Below are 16,044 nucleotides of genomic sequence, written 5' to 3' on the forward strand. Positions count from 1 at the left end.
TGCACATGGCGCAGGCGAGCGCGACGGTCGAACTCGAACGAGGTCGACGCTCCGTCGGCAGCACCGTGCGCGCGTACGTCGCGCTCACGAAGCCCCGTGTGCTCGAGCTGCTGCTCGTGACGACCGTGCCCGTCATGATCCTGGCGCAGGGCGGGATGCCGAGCCTCTGGCTCGTGCTCGCCGCCACGATCGGCGGCGCGATGAGCGCCGCTTCGGCGGCCGCATTCAACATGTATCTCGACCGCGACATCGACGCGCACATGCGCCGCACGAAGAACCGCCCGCTCGTGACGGGCGAGATCTCCCCACGGGCAGGCCTGGTCTTCGCGTGGACCCTTGCGGTGGTGTCGACCGTCTGGCTGCTCGTGACGACCAACTGGCTCGCGGCCGTCCTGAGCGTCGCGGCGATCTTCTTCTACGTCGTCATCTACACGATCCTCCTCAAGCGCCGTACGGAGCAGAACATCGTGTGGGGCGGGATCGCGGGCTGCTTCCCCGTGCTCATCGGATGGACCGCGGTCACGGGCTCGCTCGCCTGGCCGCCGTTCATCCTCTTCGTCCTCGTGTTCCTGTGGACGCCGCCGCACTACTGGCCCCTGTCGATGAAGTACAAGGGGGACTACCAGGAGGCGGACGTGCCGATGCTCGGCGCGACGCGCGACGGCCTGCAGGTCGGTCTGCAGGTGATCCTCTACGCATGGGCCACCGTCGCGTGCTCGCTGCTGCTGACGCCCGTCGCCGGCATGGGCCTCGTCTACACGGTGTCCGCGCTGGTCTTCGGCGGATGGTTCGTCTTCGAGGCGCACGTGCTCTACAACCGCGCAGCGCGCGGCGAGCAGATCAAGCCCATGCGTGTCTTCCACGCGTCGATCACCTACCTCACGCTGCTCTTCGTCGCGATCGCGATCGACCCGCTGCTCCCGTTCTGAGCCTCCCCGATACACGAAAGAGCCCGTCCCCTCGAGGGGACGGGCTCTTTCGTGTATGTCTGCGGCTCAGAGAGCGGCGACCTGCTTCGCGATCGACGACTTGCGGTTCGCGGCCTGGTTCTCGTGGATGACGCCCTTGCTCACGGCCTTGTCGAGCTTCTTGGATGCCTTCGCGAGCGCCTTCTCGGCGGCAGCCTTGTCGCCGGCGGCGATCGCCTCGCGGGTGCGGCGCACCTCGGTCTTCAGCTCGCTCTTGACGGCCTTGTTGCGCTCGTGCGCCTTCTCGTTGGTCTTGTTGCGCTTGATCTGCGACTTGATGTTCGCCACGTTCGACGGCTCTTTCGTTCGGTGTTTTCGATGGATGTGCCGGGGTAGCGGTAGAGGGGCGCCTCCGGCGGCGCACGGGGTGGGACCCGTACGCAAGCCAATCACCGAGTCTACCAGGTGTGTCGCCGCGGCTTCGAATCGCTCGGATCCGCCCGGTGCGGCATGATCGGATCACCGGCCCTGCCGGTTGCGCCGACGAAGGAGCCGCCCGTGTCCGCATCCCCCCGCATCCGCCGCGCCGAAGCCGCCCCGCGTCGCGCCGGCGGGCGCTGGTTCCTGCTTTTCACGCTCGCCTGGCTCGCGATCTGGACGGCACAGCTCACGCCGCTGCAGCTGCTCATCCCGCTGCAGCTGAACACGCCCGACGACGCCGACGGCTGGATCTCCGGGGTCGTCTCGTCGGGTCTCGTCCTCGCCGTCGGCGGGCTCGCGGGAGTCATCGCCGGCCCGCTCGCGGGCGGCATGAGCGACCGGAGCCGTGGCGCGTTCGGACGGCGCCGGCCGTGGGTGCTGGGTGGGACGGTGCTCGCGGCGGGGTCGCTCGTCGGGATCGCGTTCGCGAACGGGCCGTGGGGAGTCGGTGCTGCCTGGGTCGGTGTCTCGGTCGGAGTCGCCGTGGCCTCCGCCGCGCTCACGGCCCTCATCGCCGACCAGCTCACTGATCAGCGGGGCGCGGCCTCCGCCGTCATCGCGTCGTCGCAGGCGGTGGGGATCGTGGTCGGTGTCGGGGTGATCGTTCTCCTCGGGCTCGGCGTGGCCACGGGCTACCTCGCCCTCGCCGGATTCCTCCTCGTCGGGGGTGTCGCGGCCGCCCTTCTGCTGCCCGACCCGCCCGCGCCGGCGGCCTCGGCATCCGCCCGAACACAGCGCCGACTGGCCGACCGACTCGCCGCGTTCGGCGACCGCGACTTCGCCTGGCTGCTGTGCGGGCGCCTGATCGTCAACATCGGAAACGCGCTCGGCACGGGCCTGCTGCTGTTCTTCCTCCTCTACGGATTGCACCGCGAGGCGGCGGGCGCCGAAGACGACCTTCTCCTCCTCATCGTCGTCTACACCGTGTTCGTGGTCGCGTCGTCGATCGTCGCCGGGGCGATCTCCGACCGCACGGGTCGTCGTGTCGCGCTCACGGTCGGCTCCGCGCTCGTGCAGGGCGTTGCGGCGCTCCTCATCGCCGCGCTGCCGGGGTTCGAGACGACGCTCGTCGCCGCGGCGCTCCTCGGGGTCGGCTACGGCGCGTACATGTCCGTCGGCCTCGCGCTCGCGACGGACCTGCTGCCGTTCCCCGACGACAGCGCCCGCGATCTCGGGCTCGTGAACGTCTCCGCGGCCCTGGGTCAACTGCTCGGCCCGCTCCTGGGCGCCGGACTGGTTGCGCTCATCGGCGGGTTCTGGCTCCTGTTCGCCGTGGGCGGCGTCCTGTCGATCGTCGGCGGATTGCTGACCCTCGCAGTCCGTGAGCGGGGCCGCGCCTCAGTGCGCTGACGGTGCGGATGCCTCGGCATCCATCGTCGCCAGGGCGACGTCGAGGAGGGCGTTGAACACGCGCGGACGCATCGCCGTGACGAGGTGGCTCGTCCGCGGCACCACGATGAGCTCGGCGTGCGGAACCTGCGAGACGAACAGGCGCTCGTTCACGCGCAGCTGATCGAACTGGCCGTTGATGAACCAGGTGGGGACCTCGATGCGGCGGAGAGCGGCGAGGAGGTCCAGGATCGAGAGACTTCGCAGGGCATCGTCCTGCGCGTCGTACGCGTAGCCGCCCGCACCGAAATCGGCACGCGTCTCGTCGGGCAGCGTGCGGTCGAGCACCCACTCCGCGATGCGGAATCCCCGCCCGGGGAGGCGGTCGAAGCCGCGCGCCAGCGCGCGATAGGTCGCGAGCGCCGCGCCCCGGGGGAGCGCCGTGCAGGACGCACCGATGAAGGCGTCGACCGGCGGCCGCTCCTCGTGCCCGACGTACGCGGTGCAGACGAGGCCGCCCATCGAATGCCCGACGAGCAGGACGTCACCGCTCGCCGCCGCAGCCCGCACGGCGCCGTCGATCGTCTCCAGTGCGCCGTCGAGGGTGAACGTCTCGCTCATCCGCGTGCCGTGGCCGGGAAGGTCTACGGCGACGGAGCCCACGCCGCGGGCGGCGAGGTGCGCGACCTGCGCACGCCACATCGTGGCGGACGTGCGGATGCCGTGCACCATCACCACCGTCGTCGTCACCCTGCCAGCCTAAGGAGCGGACGGCCGGCAGGGCGACGACGACGCCGATCAGAACAGCACGCGCACTCGTGCGGGATCGCTCGTCGAGCCCGCGACCGTCGCCGCGTCGGTGGGGACGAACGTCGCGGTGTAGGTGTGCGTTCCCCCGCCGAGGCGGCCGAGCGTGTAGGCCGCCACGCCGTAGCGCACCTTCACGGTCGCGACCACCTTGGCGCCCTCGCGGAACTCCACGACGCCCTCCGCTCGCGCGCCGTCGCTCTGCCGGACGGTCGCCACCAGCGTCGAGGGGACGAGGCGGTTGATGTGGACGGGCAGGATCGCGGTCAGCCGTGTCGTCGTCTCGACGAGCGGGACGGATGCCGTGACCTCGAGCGGCACGCGCACGACCGTGCCGGACGCCGGCGCCGTGAGGGTGAGCGTCGTCGTGCCCGACGCCAGATCGGCGGGAAGGGTGACGGTGACGGCGGCCGCTCCCGCGGTCACGGGCACCTCGGCGAGGACGTCGTCGCCGATCGCCACCTGCAGCGCGGTGTTCTGCGGCGCGCCGCGGCTCGTCATGTCGAGCCCGGACACCTCGAAGCTGACCGCGGCTCCGGCATCCACCGTCTCCGGCACGCCCGTCACCTGCACGCCGTGCTTCGCGAACGACGGCGCGAGGGGCGAGCCGTCGGCGATGTAGTCCATCCACGCCTCGTAGTCGAGGAGGCCGGTATCGACGTAGTCGGCGCCCTCGGTGAACACGCGGAAGTTGTCGCCGCCCGTTGCGAGGAACGAGAAGGTGCCGATCCGGTAGTTCGCCGCGGGGTCGATGGGCTGACCGTCGACCGTGACCGAGGTGATGCGCTGGCCTTCGGGCAGGGACGCGTCGAAGGTGTAGGACACGTTGTCGGAGAGACCGAGCTGCAGATACGGCCGCTGCGGCACGGAGCCGTCCGCCGCGCGCTGCCATTGCTGCTCGAGGAGCGTCTGGAACTGCGCGCCCGTCAGGGTGACGAGGGCGAGCGTGTTGTTGAACGGCAGCACCGCGTTCGCCTGCGAGAACGAGACCGTCCCGTCGGGGAGGCCCGGCACCGCGGTCGCGCCGAACTCGGCCTGCGTGTCCCAGAGCTCTGCCCGCAGGCCACCCGGGTTGGTCACGCCGATCACGGCGCCGTTCGGCAGCGACGACAGGCTGTCGCGCAGCATGTTGCCGACGGTGTTGCCCAATGCCGATTCGCCGGCCCGGTCGTCGCGGGACCCGCCGGTCCAGACGCCGTCCACGAAGGAGCCGCCTGCGAAGGCCGTCGTGATGTCGCCGGAGACCTCGCCGACCGCCGTGTTGCCGACCTCGGCGGCGGCGGCGAGCGCCTGCGTCACGATCGCGTCGACGGCGGCGACCTTCGGGTACGTCGCGACGAGGGTCGCGGCGGGGGTCGTCGTGCGCTTCACGAGCTCCTCGGTGTGTGCCGTGACGGCACCGGTGGAGCCGTCGAGCGTGAGCGTGATCTTGCCGAGGTTCGCGCCGTACGAGCCGGTCTGCACGACGGGCCGTGTGCGATCGCTGCCCGGCACGGGGGCCGACCACGCGTACTCCTTGTGCGTGTGCCCGGTGAAGATCGCGCCGACCTTCGCGTCGGTGTCGTTCACGAGGTGCGCGAACGGGCCGCCCGCCGCGAGCTCCTCGTCGAGGGTCGCGCCGTCGGGTGTGCCGGCGCCGGCGCCCTCGTGATAGAGCGCGACGAGCACGTCGGCCTCGCCGTTGGCGGGATCGCCGTCGGTGAGCTGCGCGGCGACGCGGTTGACGGCATCGACGGGGTCGCCGAAGTCGAGATCGGCGACACCCGCGGGTGAGACGAGCGTCGGCGTCTCCTCCGTCACGGCCCCGATGACGCCGACCGTGATGCTCCCGGCATCCCACAGCTGGTACTCCGGAAGTGCGGGCGTCGTCGTTCCCTTGAGGTACACGTTCGCGCCGAGCTGCGGGTAGTCCGACGCACCGGCGACGCGACCGGAGAGATCGGCGAAACCGCGGTCGAACTCGTGGTTGCCGACCGCGGTGGCCTGCAGGCCGAGCGCGTTCAGCACGTCGATCGTGGGCTGGTCCTGCGCGACCGACGAGGCGAACAGCGACGCGCCGATGTTGTCCCCCGCGGAGAGGAACAGCGTGGGGCCGGACGCCGCCGCGCGCTGCTCCTCGATGGTGCCCGCGAACGCGACGGTGTTCTGGTCGATGCGGCCGTGGAAGTCGTTGATGCCGAGGAGAGTCAGCTCGACCGGAGCGGCCGCCCCGGACAACCCGACGACGACGGGGTCGTGGTCGCTCGAACGGTAGGCATCCGGCGCGTAGAAGTCCGTGCCGTGGCTGCGGTAGCGGCTGTATTCGAGAGCGACCGACTCGCCGGAGTTGATGTTCCAGATGTCGGCGCCCGTCGCGCGCGCCTTCGCGGCAGTGCTGAGGAGGATGTGGTCGAGCGAGCCGGAGAGCCCGGAGAAGCTGTACGACGACGAGCCGACGTCGAACGCGTGCGCAGCGTCCACGTAGCCGGCGTCGTACAGCACCTGCAGCGGGTCCTCCTGCGTGTAGGAGTTGAAGTCGCCCGCCAGGGCGACAGCGTCGACGTCGCCCCGGATGTCGGACACCCAGTCGCGCAGCGCGGCCGCCTGACGCACGCGCGATTCGTTCGACGCGCCCTGACCGTCACCGGTGTCGGCGTCGCCGGCCCAGGGCCCCGCCGATCCCTTCGACTTGAAGTGGTTGACGACGAACAGGAACGGCGCGCCCCCGGCCGCCGGAGCGAAGGTCTGCGCGATCGGCTCGCGCGCGTTCTGGAACGCCTCGCCGTCGTCGCTCTGATCGCCGAGGGCGCGGGAGTCGCCGACCCGCTCGACCGCGGCGGTGCGGTAGATGATCGCGTTCGTGATGACGTCCTGCTCGGCCGCGGGCGGCAGGTCGGCCGACGAGGGCACGAAAGCCCAGGTTCCGGCGCCGGCGGCGGCGTTGAGCGCGGCGACGAGCGTCGCGGTGGCCTCGTCGGCCTGCTCGCCGAGCGCCGCGGAGTTCTCGATCTCCATCAGGCCGACGACATCGGCATCCAGTGCGCCTATCGCCGCGACGATCTTCGTCTGCTGCCGCTCGAGGTCGGCCGCGTCCCACGCGCCGCGCTGCGGGCAGCCCTCCCGAACGGTCACCCCGTCGCCGAGACGGTCTTTGTACGCCACGCAGGAGGGGGAATCGGTCCCGAGCGTCGTGAAGTAGTTGAGGACGTTGAAGGACGCGACGCGGAGGTCTCCGCCGACCGCTACGGGCGCGGTCGTGCGCGGGTCGGAGAACGCGACGCCGTCCGCGCCCGATCCGTCGCCCGCGAGCGGGGCGGTGGGGTTGAGCTTCCACGTGTCGTTTCGCCAGTCGACGATCACGGGGTCCGTGAACGCGACGGATGCCCCGACGACGATCGGCTCGACGAGCGACACGTAGGCGGGGGTCAGCCCGCTGTTCGCGCTCGAGAGGTAGTTGACACTCGTGCCGTCGTCGAGCGTGATGCCACGCGCAGCATTGTCGGCCGCGACGGCCGCCGCCTCGGGTGTGCCCGGGCGCGCGGCATCCGTCGGCTGACGCAGCGGCGTCGTGCCCGCGGCGAGACCGACCTCGCCGTACTGATTGGTGGAGTAGGTGTTCGAGACGGTGAAGGCGCCCTGCGGAGCGATGAGCATCGACTCGAGGCTCTCGCGTTGGGCCGCGTCGCTGGGCCACGCGACCGCAGCGGGTTGGGGCGCGGGCTGGGCGTCGAGATGCACCGCGACGCCCGGGCCGACGGTGAGCTCGGTGAGGCCGTTCCACTCCGAGACGACGCCGGTCACGCGGACGGTGTCGCCGGAAGAGACCTCGGTGACGGCGCCCGGCGCGTAGACGAAGAGCGCGTCGGATGCCGCGTGGGAGGCGAGATCGATCGCCCCTCCCGTGCCGGAGGTCTGGATGACGTAGCCGTCGAAGCCGCCGGTCGGATAGTGCGCCGTCACGACGCCCTCGGTCGTGACCGTCTGGCCGGCGTAGGGCGAGGCGTCGCCGGCGCCCTGGATGTCGGCGATCGTGAGGACCGGCGGATCCGTCGGGTCGGTCGGGTCGGTGGGATCGGTCGGAAGGCCCGTCGGCGTCGGCGCACCCGCAGCGAAGTCGGCGGCGTTGTCGCCCGTGTTCGCGAAGTCGGCGCCCCGCGCCACGCTCGTCGCGTTGTCGGTGCCGGGCGCCGGGGCGCTGCCGGCGAAGTGCGTCGCCGCGCCCCAGCCGACGAAGTCGATGACCCGGTCGAGCCCGACGAGGTCGGCGGCGCCCGTGAGGGGCGTCTGGTCGGCGACGAGGGCGACCTTGCCCTGGCTGCCCGACATCGGGATCGATCCCTCGACGTCCGCGGCGAAGCCGGGAAGGGACGTGTTCGATCCGGTCGCCTCACCGATGAGCACCTGACCGCCCGCCGGCACCGTGATGCCGGTGAGCGGCGTCACCTGCCACGACGCGCCCGTCGCCGAGGCGTACTGCACGCTGTATCCGGAGAGGTCGAACGCGGCATCCGACACATTGGCCAGCTCGATGAAATCTCGGGAGAGAGCGGCGCCGGCGTTGCCGCCGCCGCCGTACACCTCGGAGATCACGACGGCCGCGTCGGGAGCGACGGCGGCGTGCGCCGCGGGGGCGACGACGGCGCTCGCCGCCGCCGTCGCGAGCGCCGTCGCGATCGTCAGGGCGACCCGTGGCCGCCGTGAGCGTCGCGGCGAACGCGGGTCAGAGGCGGCGGAAGCGGGAACCGGGTACGCGTGCGTCACGATGATCTCCGAGGCGGTCCGCGCACGAAGGGGGGTTTCGCGCAGACGTCGGCCGCCAGATTGAGCATTCTTCGAAACGGCGCCCCTCGGCAAGCAGCAGAACCGTTAATTGTTTCTCATCGTCCCGTGTGCTGGCGTGTCGCCGCGGAGCGGGGTTATGGTTCGCCGTTCAGGCGCGCGCACGCGGCATCCGCCGTTCGCATGCGCCCGGCGCCGGTAGACTTGACGAGACATGTCACCCCGTGCCCTGAAGCCTCTCGAGCCGTCTGCGACCCCTCCCGAGCTGATCCGCAACTTCTGCATCATCGCCCACATCGACCACGGCAAGTCCACGCTGGCCGACCGCATGCTGCAGATCACCGGCGTGGTCTCCGATCGCGACATGCGCGCTCAGTACCTGGACCGCATGGACATCGAGCGCGAGCGCGGCATCACGATCAAGAGCCAAGCCGTGCGGATGCCGTGGCAGACCGCCGAGGGCACTTTCGCGCTGAACATGATCGACACCCCCGGGCACGTCGACTTCACGTACGAGGTCTCCCGCTCCCTCGCCGCGTGCGAAGGAGCGATCCTGCTGGTGGATGCCGCACAGGGCATCGAGGCGCAGACGCTCGCGAACCTGTATCTGGCACTGGAGAACGACCTCACGATCATCCCGGTGCTGAACAAGATCGACCTCCCCGCGGCCGACCCGGAGAAGTACGCGGCGGAGCTCGCGAACCTCATCGGCGGCAGGCCGGAGGACGTCCTGCGCGTCTCGGGGAAGACCGGCATGGGCGTCGAGGAGCTGCTCGACCTCATCGTCGAGAAGATCCCCGCACCGGTCGGCGACCCGACGGCGCCCGCGCGCGCCATGATCTTCGATTCGGTCTACGACTCCTACCGCGGCGTCGTGACGTACGTGCGCATGGTCGACGGCAAGCTCGAGCCGCGCGAGCGGATCCAGATGATGTCCACGCGCGCGAAGCACGACCTGCTCGAGATAGGCGTCTCGAGCCCCGAGCCGATCCCCACGAGGGGACTCGGCGTCGGCGAGGTGGGCTACCTCATCACGGGCGTCAAGGACGTGCGTCAGTCGAAGGTCGGCGATACGATCACGAACGAGCGCAAGCCCGCGACCGATCCGCTCGCCGGATACACCGACCCGAAGCCCATGGTCTTCTCCGGCGTCTACCCGATCGACGGCAGCGACTACGCGGACCTGCGGGAAGCGCTCGACAAGCTGAAGCTGTCGGACGCCTCACTGCAGTACGAGCCGGAGACCTCCGTCGCGCTCGGCTTCGGCTTCCGCTGCGGCTTCCTCGGGCTTCTCCACCTCGAGATCATCACGGAGCGTCTTTCCCGCGAGTTCGACCTCGACCTCATCACGACGGCCCCCTCGGTGACCTACGACGTCACGACGGACACGGGCGAGCACGTCATCGTGACGAACCCGAGCGAGTACCCGGACGGGCGCGTCGCCTCCGTCTCCGAGCCCGTCGTGAAGGTCGGCATCCTGCTGCCCAAGGACTACGTCGGCACCGTCATGGAGCTCTGCCAGAGCCGTCGCGGGACGCTCCTGGGCATGGACTACCTCTCCGAGGACCGCGTCGAGCTGCGCTACAACATGCCGCTCGGCGAGATCGTCTTCGACTTCTTCGACCAGCTGAAGTCGAAGACGCAGGGCTACGCCTCGCTTGACTACGAGCCCGCGGGATCTCAGGAGGCCGACCTCGTGAAGGTCGACATCCTGCTGCAGGGCGACAAGGTGGATGCCTTCTCCTCGATCGTCCACCGCGAGAAGGCCTACGCCTACGGGACGATGATGACCGAACGCCTCCGCAAGCTCATCCCTCGTCAGCAGTTCGAGGTGCCCATCCAGGCCGCGATCGGCGCGCGGATCATCGCGCGCGAGAACATCCGCGCGATCCGCAAGGACGTGCTCGCCAAGTGCTACGGCGGTGACATCACCCGCAAGCGCAAGCTCCTCGAGAAGCAGAAGGAGGGCAAGAAGCGCATGAAGATGGTGGGTCGGGTCGAGGTGCCGCAGGAGGCGTTCATCGCGGCGCTCTCCGGCGACGTCGAGACCAAGAAGTAGCGCCCGGTTAGGCTGGACGCCATGCGCCGCGGGAACTTCCAAGAAGGCACCGTCGACTACGCCGCCGTCGGCGCGACGGGGGCTGCCGACCTCATGAGCTATCCGCCCGAACACAGCATCCCCGCCGAGGCGTCGTGGCGGCTGGGCAGCGGCGAGAGCCGCTTCGAGAGCTCCGCCGACGCGCTCCTGTCGTGGACGGCCCTGCGCGGTGCGGGTCTCACCCTGAGCGACGTGCGCCCGGCGGCCGGACCCATGTACTCCGGCGTCGGTTTCGACGCCGAGGGCGCTCCTGTCGCGCCCAGCCGCCTCGAGGCGGAACAGCGCTTCGATGCCGACGGCACGCCGTATGTCGCCGCCGGCACGACGATCCGCGTGCACGGGCGCGTGAAGGGGATGAATGCCGACGGCGAGCTGCGCGTCATCTCCGCGACGGAGGAGCCGCGTCGCGTGGCGTTCTCGCTCGGCACGGTCGGCGGATCGGTCGTGAGCGGGGAGGAGTCGTTCGCGATCGAGTGGGACGACAGCGACGAGGTGCGCTTCGTCGTGCGGGCCTTCGACCGCCCGGTCGCGTTCGCGTATCGGATGCTCCCGCCGCTCGTGAAGCGCCGCCGCAGCGCGCTGTTCCAGGGGTATCTGCAGGCGATCTCGCCGCTGTACTCCACTCCCGCGTGATGGGCTCGGCTCTTCCGCTCGGCGACCCCGCGCCCGCCGACGGCGCGTTGTCGCCCGACCTCGGGATCGACCCGGCGGTCGACTTCGGGGTGTACCTGCACGTGCCGTTCTGCCGGGTCCGGTGCGGGTACTGCGACTTCAACACCTACACGGCGACCGAGTTGCGCGGCGCTCGTCAGGACGCCTACGCCGACGAGGTCTTGCGGGAGATCGCGCTGTCGCGGGAGGTGCTCGCTGCGCGCGGGCCGCTGCGTGCGGCATCCACCGTGTTCTTCGGCGGCGGAACACCGACGCTCCTGCCCGCGGGGGACCTGGCGCGCATGCTCGCCGGCGTTCGCGAAGCGTTCGCCCTGGCGCCGGATGCCGAGGTCACCGTCGAGGCGAACCCCGACACCGTGACGCCCGCGCTCGCCGAGGAGCTCGCCGACGCCGGGGTCACGCGCCTGTCGATCGGGATGCAGTCGGCGGTGCCGCATGTCCTCGCCGCGCTCGACCGCACCCACGACCCGGCCGGTGTCGCGACCGCCGTCGCCGCCGCGCGCGCCGCGGGCCTCGACGTCAGCGTCGACCTCATCTACGGCGCTCCCGGCGAGTCGCTCGCCGATTGGCGGACCTCCGTCCAGACGGCGATCGCGTTGGCACCGGACCACGTCTCGGCGTACGCGCTCATCATCGAGGAGGGCACGCAGCTGCATCGCCAGATCCGCCGCGGCGAGGTGCCGGCACCCGACGACGACCTGCAGGCCGACATGTACGAACTCGTCGACGACCTCCTCGCCGAGGCGGGGTTCGACTGGTACGAGGTGTCGAACTGGGCGACGGCGCCCGCGCACCGTTCACGGCACAACCTCGCCTATTGGCGCGGCACCGACTGGTGGGGCTACGGCCCCGGCGCGCACAGCCACGTGGCGGGGCTGCGCTGGTGGAACGTCAAGCATCCTGCGGCGTACGCCCAGCGGCTCGCTGCCGGCGAGTCGCCCGCGGCGGCGCGCGAGCGACCGGATGCCGCCGCGCGGCGCCTCGAGGACGTGCTGCTGCGGTCGCGGATCGCGGAGGGGATCGCCGTGTCGGAGCTCGAGAGCGAGGGTCGGCACGCCGTGGCCTCCCTCATCGCCGACGGCCTCATCGACGGCGCTGCGGCCGTGCGCGGCCGTGTCGTGCTCACCCTCCGAGGCCGACTGCTCGCCGACGCCGTCGTCCGCGCCCTGACATCCTGACCGCCCCCCGCACCCTCTGCCCGCGCCAGCGGCCGCTCAACCGGGCAGCGAATCCAGGGCTTCGGCGCGACGAAGCGGGGTGACGCGCGAGGGGACGTCGTACAGCTGGACCTCGCGCCCGGTTCCGTAGCGGGGCCACCCCGGATCGCCCGACTGGACGACCCGGATCCAGTCGGCGTGCATGCGCGCCGCGAGCTCGCGTGGAGCGTCGGGACCGACGATCGTCTGCGAGTCGGGTGCCTCGACGCGGTCGAAGACGAAGCCGATGTCGATCGCGTGCGCCGCGCGCAGGTCGCGGACGGGGCTCGGCCAGGCGAGCTCGTAGACATGGGTCGGGGCGGTGCGTGCCGCCGCGACACGCGCCGCCGGCGCGCGCAGCAGTCGGTCGGTCACGATCTGGCCGAGGATCTCGCCCGGTGATGCTCCGGGGAACGCGGAGCGGTAGGCGCGCACGGCGCTCCGAGGCACACCGGTCGCGAGGCGGGCGAGGGTGAGCTTGAGGCTGCTGATGCCGGCGAGCTGCTCCGGGGTGAACCACAGCCGGTACTCGTCCGTGTTCGTGCCGATGACGAGAGGGATCTCCACCGACCGCAGGGCGACCTCCGGCGAGGCCGGGAGGGTATCCGGATCGAGCGCGAGCGCGTAGCCGGGAGTGCCGGAGAGCGGCGTGGACCCCTCGGCGAGGCGTCGTCGGGCGTCGAGAAGGACCCGCGGCGAAACGGCCGCGAACCCCTCTCTCGTCGCGGCGATCCCGAGCGCTTTCGCGAGTGCACGCGTCACGCGCTCCGCGCGCACGGGCGCGACGGCTTCGAGAGGCCCCGACTGGATGATCGCTGCGACCGGTATCGTCGCGGTGTCGGGTCGGGAGAGAAGGGCTGCGACGAGGGCTCCGCCGGCCGACTCTCCGACGATCGTGATGCGCGCCGGATCGCCGCCGAACCGCGCGATCTCGGTCTGCACCCAGACGAGTCCCGCCGCCGCATCGCACAGCCCGAGATTGCGCGGGGCGCCCTCGAGCACGGAGAAGCCCTCGGCGCCGACGCGGTATCCGATCGACACGAACACGATGCCGTCGCGTGCGAAGGTCGTGCCGTCGTACGCGGGGAGGGCGGGAGTGCCGCGTTCCAGCGCGCCGCCGTGGTACCAGACGAAGACGGGCAGCGCTGCCCCGGAGGACGCCGCGTCGGCCGGCGCCCAGACGTTGACGGTGAGGATGTCCTCGCCGGGGATCGCGACCGACCCGAGCAGCGCGCCGAGCGCCCCGAAGTACGGGTCCTGCGGGGCGGTCGGTCCGTGCTCCGCGGCATCCCGCACGTCCGTCCACGCGGGAACGGGCTGCGGCAGCGCGAATCGGCGCTCGCCGAACGGGGGGAGCGCGTAGGGGATGCCGAGGTAGCGGTCGACTCCTCCGCGCCGTGTGCCGCGCACCGCCCCCTTCGACGTCATGACGGCGGGGCGGAAGTCGGCATCGGCGCGCATACGGCTCATCGTAGGGCGACCGCGATAGGATTGGCACTCGATCGTCGGGAGTGCCAACCAGGAGGAGGGGTCATGGTCTCGGAGCGCGGCCTGCAGGTCCTCCGCGCCATCGTGCAGGACTACGTCGACACGAACGAGCCGGTCGGCAGCAAGACGATCGTCGATCGCCACCAGTTCGGCGTATCCGCGGCGACGATCCGCAACGACATGGCCCTCCTCGAGGACGAGGATCTCATCGTTGCCCCGCACACCTCGTCGGGCCGCGTCCCGACCGACAAGGGCTATCGCGTGTTCGTCGACCACCTCGCCGAGCTGCGGCCGCTCTCGGGCGCGCAGCGCGCGGCGATCTCGACGTTCCTCGCCGACCCCGCCGATCTCGACGACCTCCTCACGCGCACGGTGCGCGCCCTCACCCAGCTGACGGGCCAGGTCGCGATCGTGCAGTACCCGTCGTTCGCCCGCGCGAGCGTCTCGCACGTCGAGTTCGTGCACCTCGGCGGCGCGCGCGTCGTCGTGATCGTCGTGACGGACACGGGCCGGGTCTCGCAGCGGGTCGCGTTCCTGCCGTACGAGCTCGCCGAGACGGATGCCGCCGCCGTCAAACAGTCCATCGCCGCGCTCGTGACGGGCAAGCCCGTCGCCGAGGCGGCGCAGGCGATCGCCGATCTCGGCGTGACGCCGACCGCGCTATCCGGCGCGTCCGAGGCGGTGGACACGGCGGTGCGCGTCGTCGCGCGGATCGTCGCGGAGGAGCTCGAGGACTTCCGGCAGGACAAGCTCGTCATGGCCGGGAGTGCGACGCTCGCGCGCCGCGAGGGCGACTTCCGCGGCAGCATCTACCCGCTGCTGGAGGCGATCGAGGAACAGGTGACGCTCCTCCGGCTCATGGGAGAGATGGTCGCCGATGACAAGGGTCTCGCGGCGAGCATCGGGCGTGAGAACGCCGACTTCGGCCTCGCCGAGGCATCCGTCGTGACGAGCGACTACGACGGCGCCGGCAGCCGCGCTCGGGTCGGGCTGCTGGGTCCGATGCGGATGGACTACCCCACCAACCTCGCGGCGGTTCGCGCCGTCGCGCACTACCTCAGCCGCCTGCTCGACGAGGACGACGCGTCCCGCTGAGCCTGCGGAAGTGAGCCCGGGGACACCGCGTCCCGGGAGCACGCGGAGCACATACGGAAGACACACCGCGCCGGGCGCGGTCAGGAAAGGCGATTGTGGCCGACCACTACGAAGTTCTGGGAGTCTCGCGCGACGCGTCGCCCGAGGAGATCAAGAAGGCGTACCGCCGTCTCGCGCGGGAGCTGCACCCCGACGTGAACCCGGGCGAAGAGGCATCCGAGCGCTTCAAGCTCGTCACGCATGCGTACGACGTGCTGAGCGACCCCGAGCAGCGCCAGCGCTACGACATGGGCGGCGACGGGTCGCCGTTCGGCGGAGGCGCGGGCGGGTTCGGCGGGTTCGGCGACATCTTCGAGACCTTCTTCGGCGGCGGGGGAGCCCGGTCGGGGCGGCCGCGCTCGCGTCGCGAACGCGGACAGGACGCGCTCGTGCGCGTCACGCTGGACCTGCGGGATGTCGTCTTCGGCACGCACCGCGACATCGAGGTCGACACGGCGGTCCTCTGCGACACGTGCCAGGGCTCGTGCTGCCAGCCCGGCACGCAGCCGGTGACCTGCGACATCTGCCACGGTTCCGGCCAGGTCCAGCGCACCGTGCGGAGCCTGCTCGGCAACGTCGTGACCTCCCAGCCGTGCACGACCTGCCAGGGCTACGGCACCACCATCCCGTACCCGTGCGCGACGTGCCAGGGACAGGGCCGCGTGCGCGCCCGCCGCACCGTGTCGGTCGACATCCCCGGCGGCGTTGAGACGGGACTGCGGCTGCAGCTGCCCGGCTCGGGCGAAGTGGGGCCCGCGGGAGGTCCGCACGGCGACCTGTACCTCGAGGTCACGGTCGCTCACGACGAGGTCTTCAGCCGGGAGGGCGACGACCTCCTCGCGACGCTCGAGGTGTCGATGCCCGACGCGATCCTCGGCGCGAAGACGACGATCACTTCGCTCGACGGCGACGTCGATCTCGAGGTGCGTGCGGGCGTGCAGTCGGGAGACGTGCTCACGATCAAGGGGCGCGGCGTCACGCCGCTGCGCGGGGGAACGCGCGGCGATCTGCGGGTCGGCGTGCAGGTCGTGACACCGACCAAGCTCGGCCCCAAGGAGCGCGCGCTCATCGAGGACTTCGCGAAGAAGACGAAGGCTCCCGCGCCGCAGCTCGCGCAATTCCATCAGGGACTGTTCTCGAAGCTCCGCGACAAGTTCCGGGCCTGAGAGGCGAC

General features: G+C 71.1%; 11 protein-coding genes. 7 read left to right on the top strand and 4 right to left on the bottom strand.

What is annotated here, in order from left to right; genetic code table 11:
* Window positions 1-5: 5 nt before the first annotated feature.
* Window positions 6-929: a heme o synthase gene (locus J0I43_RS07120; protein WP_292861178.1), complete on the top strand. Its 924-nt coding sequence runs from the start codon at window positions 6-8 to the stop codon at window positions 927-929.
* Window positions 930-995: 66 nt separating this feature from the next.
* Here J0I43_RS07120 and rpsT read toward each other — a convergent pair whose 3' ends face one another.
* Window positions 996-1,256, bottom strand: a complete 261-nt coding sequence (rpsT, locus tag J0I43_RS07125; RefSeq protein ID WP_292861181.1) for a 30S ribosomal protein S20 — start codon at window positions 1,254-1,256, stop codon at window positions 996-998.
* 210 nt (window positions 1,257-1,466) lie between these two features.
* Here rpsT and J0I43_RS07130 point away from each other — a divergent pair, with 210 nt between their 5' ends.
* The gene (locus J0I43_RS07130) at window positions 1,467-2,738 is read left to right on the top strand and encodes an MFS transporter (RefSeq protein ID WP_292861183.1); all 1,272 of its coding nucleotides are present in this window, start codon (window positions 1,467-1,469) and stop codon (window positions 2,736-2,738) included.
* Here J0I43_RS07130 and J0I43_RS07135 read toward each other — a convergent pair.
* Both J0I43_RS07135 and J0I43_RS07140 read right to left on the bottom strand, forming a co-directional pair.
* Window positions 2,727-3,467, bottom strand: coding sequence for an alpha/beta hydrolase (locus J0I43_RS07135; RefSeq protein WP_292861186.1), 741 nt, complete (start codon window positions 3,465-3,467; stop codon window positions 2,727-2,729). The genes J0I43_RS07130 and J0I43_RS07135 overlap by 12 nt on opposite strands.
* A gap of 48 nt (window positions 3,468-3,515) precedes the next feature.
* Window positions 3,516-8,264, bottom strand: coding sequence for an ExeM/NucH family extracellular endonuclease (locus J0I43_RS07140; RefSeq protein WP_367267547.1), 4,749 nt, complete (start codon window positions 8,262-8,264; stop codon window positions 3,516-3,518).
* A 232-nt stretch (window positions 8,265-8,496) separates the two neighbouring features.
* On the opposite strand from J0I43_RS07140, the gene lepA reads away from it, so the two are divergent.
* From lepA to hemW, 3 genes are read left to right on the top strand one after another with little or no spacing between them, the layout of a single operon-like run.
* Complete coding sequence (gene lepA, locus J0I43_RS07145) at window positions 8,497-10,341, top strand: translation elongation factor 4 (protein ID WP_292861189.1); 1,845 nt, start codon at window positions 8,497-8,499, stop codon at window positions 10,339-10,341.
* A gap of 21 nt (window positions 10,342-10,362) precedes the next feature.
* Window positions 10,363-11,013 (top strand): DUF1990 family protein, encoded by a 651-nt coding sequence (locus J0I43_RS07150; protein WP_292861192.1) that lies wholly within the window; start codon window positions 10,363-10,365, stop codon window positions 11,011-11,013.
* A complete protein-coding gene (gene hemW / locus J0I43_RS07155; RefSeq protein ID WP_292861195.1) occupies window positions 11,013-12,230 on the top strand; it encodes a radical SAM family heme chaperone HemW in 1,218 nt (405 codons plus the stop codon). Before J0I43_RS07150 ends, hemW begins: the two co-directional genes overlap by 1 nt.
* A 36-nt stretch (window positions 12,231-12,266) precedes the next feature.
* Here the strand turns inward: hemW and J0I43_RS07160 are convergent, their stop codons facing one another.
* The gene (locus J0I43_RS07160) at window positions 12,267-13,709 is read right to left on the bottom strand and encodes a carboxylesterase family protein (RefSeq protein ID WP_292861198.1); all 1,443 of its coding nucleotides are present in this window, start codon (window positions 13,707-13,709) and stop codon (window positions 12,267-12,269) included.
* Window positions 13,710-13,781: 72 nt separating this feature from the next.
* On the opposite strand from J0I43_RS07160, the gene hrcA reads away from it, so the two are divergent.
* Both hrcA and dnaJ read left to right on the top strand, forming a co-directional pair.
* Entirely contained in the window at window positions 13,782-14,831 is a 1,050-nt protein-coding gene (hrcA, locus tag J0I43_RS07165; protein ID WP_292861201.1) for a heat-inducible transcriptional repressor HrcA, read from the top strand.
* A 95-nt stretch (window positions 14,832-14,926) separates the two neighbouring features.
* Window positions 14,927-16,036, top strand: a complete 1,110-nt coding sequence (gene dnaJ, locus J0I43_RS07170; protein WP_292861204.1) for a molecular chaperone DnaJ — start codon at window positions 14,927-14,929, stop codon at window positions 16,034-16,036.
* Window positions 16,037-16,044: the final 8 nt, after the last annotated feature.

Origin of the sequence: Microbacterium sp. (assembly GCF_017305435.1) — a bacterium.
In the GTDB taxonomy this organism is placed as follows: Bacteria; Actinomycetota; Actinomycetes; order Actinomycetales; family Microbacteriaceae; genus Microbacterium.

Coding starts and splice junctions, on each gene's coding strand:
- J0I43_RS07120 (WP_292861178.1), top strand. CDS start 6: ATGGCGCAGGCGAGCGCGACGGTCGAACTCGAACGAGGTCGACGCTCC.
- lepA (WP_292861189.1), top strand. CDS start 8,497: ATGTCACCCCGTGCCCTGAAGCCTCTCGAGCCGTCTGCGACCCCTCCC.
- J0I43_RS07150 (WP_292861192.1), top strand. CDS start 10,363: ATGCGCCGCGGGAACTTCCAAGAAGGCACCGTCGACTACGCCGCCGTC.
- hemW (WP_292861195.1), top strand. CDS start 11,013: ATGGGCTCGGCTCTTCCGCTCGGCGACCCCGCGCCCGCCGACGGCGCG.
- J0I43_RS07160 (WP_292861198.1), bottom strand. CDS start 13,709: ATGCGCGCCGATGCCGACTTCCGCCCCGCCGTCATGACGTCGAAGGGG.
- hrcA (WP_292861201.1), top strand. CDS start 13,782: ATGGTCTCGGAGCGCGGCCTGCAGGTCCTCCGCGCCATCGTGCAGGAC.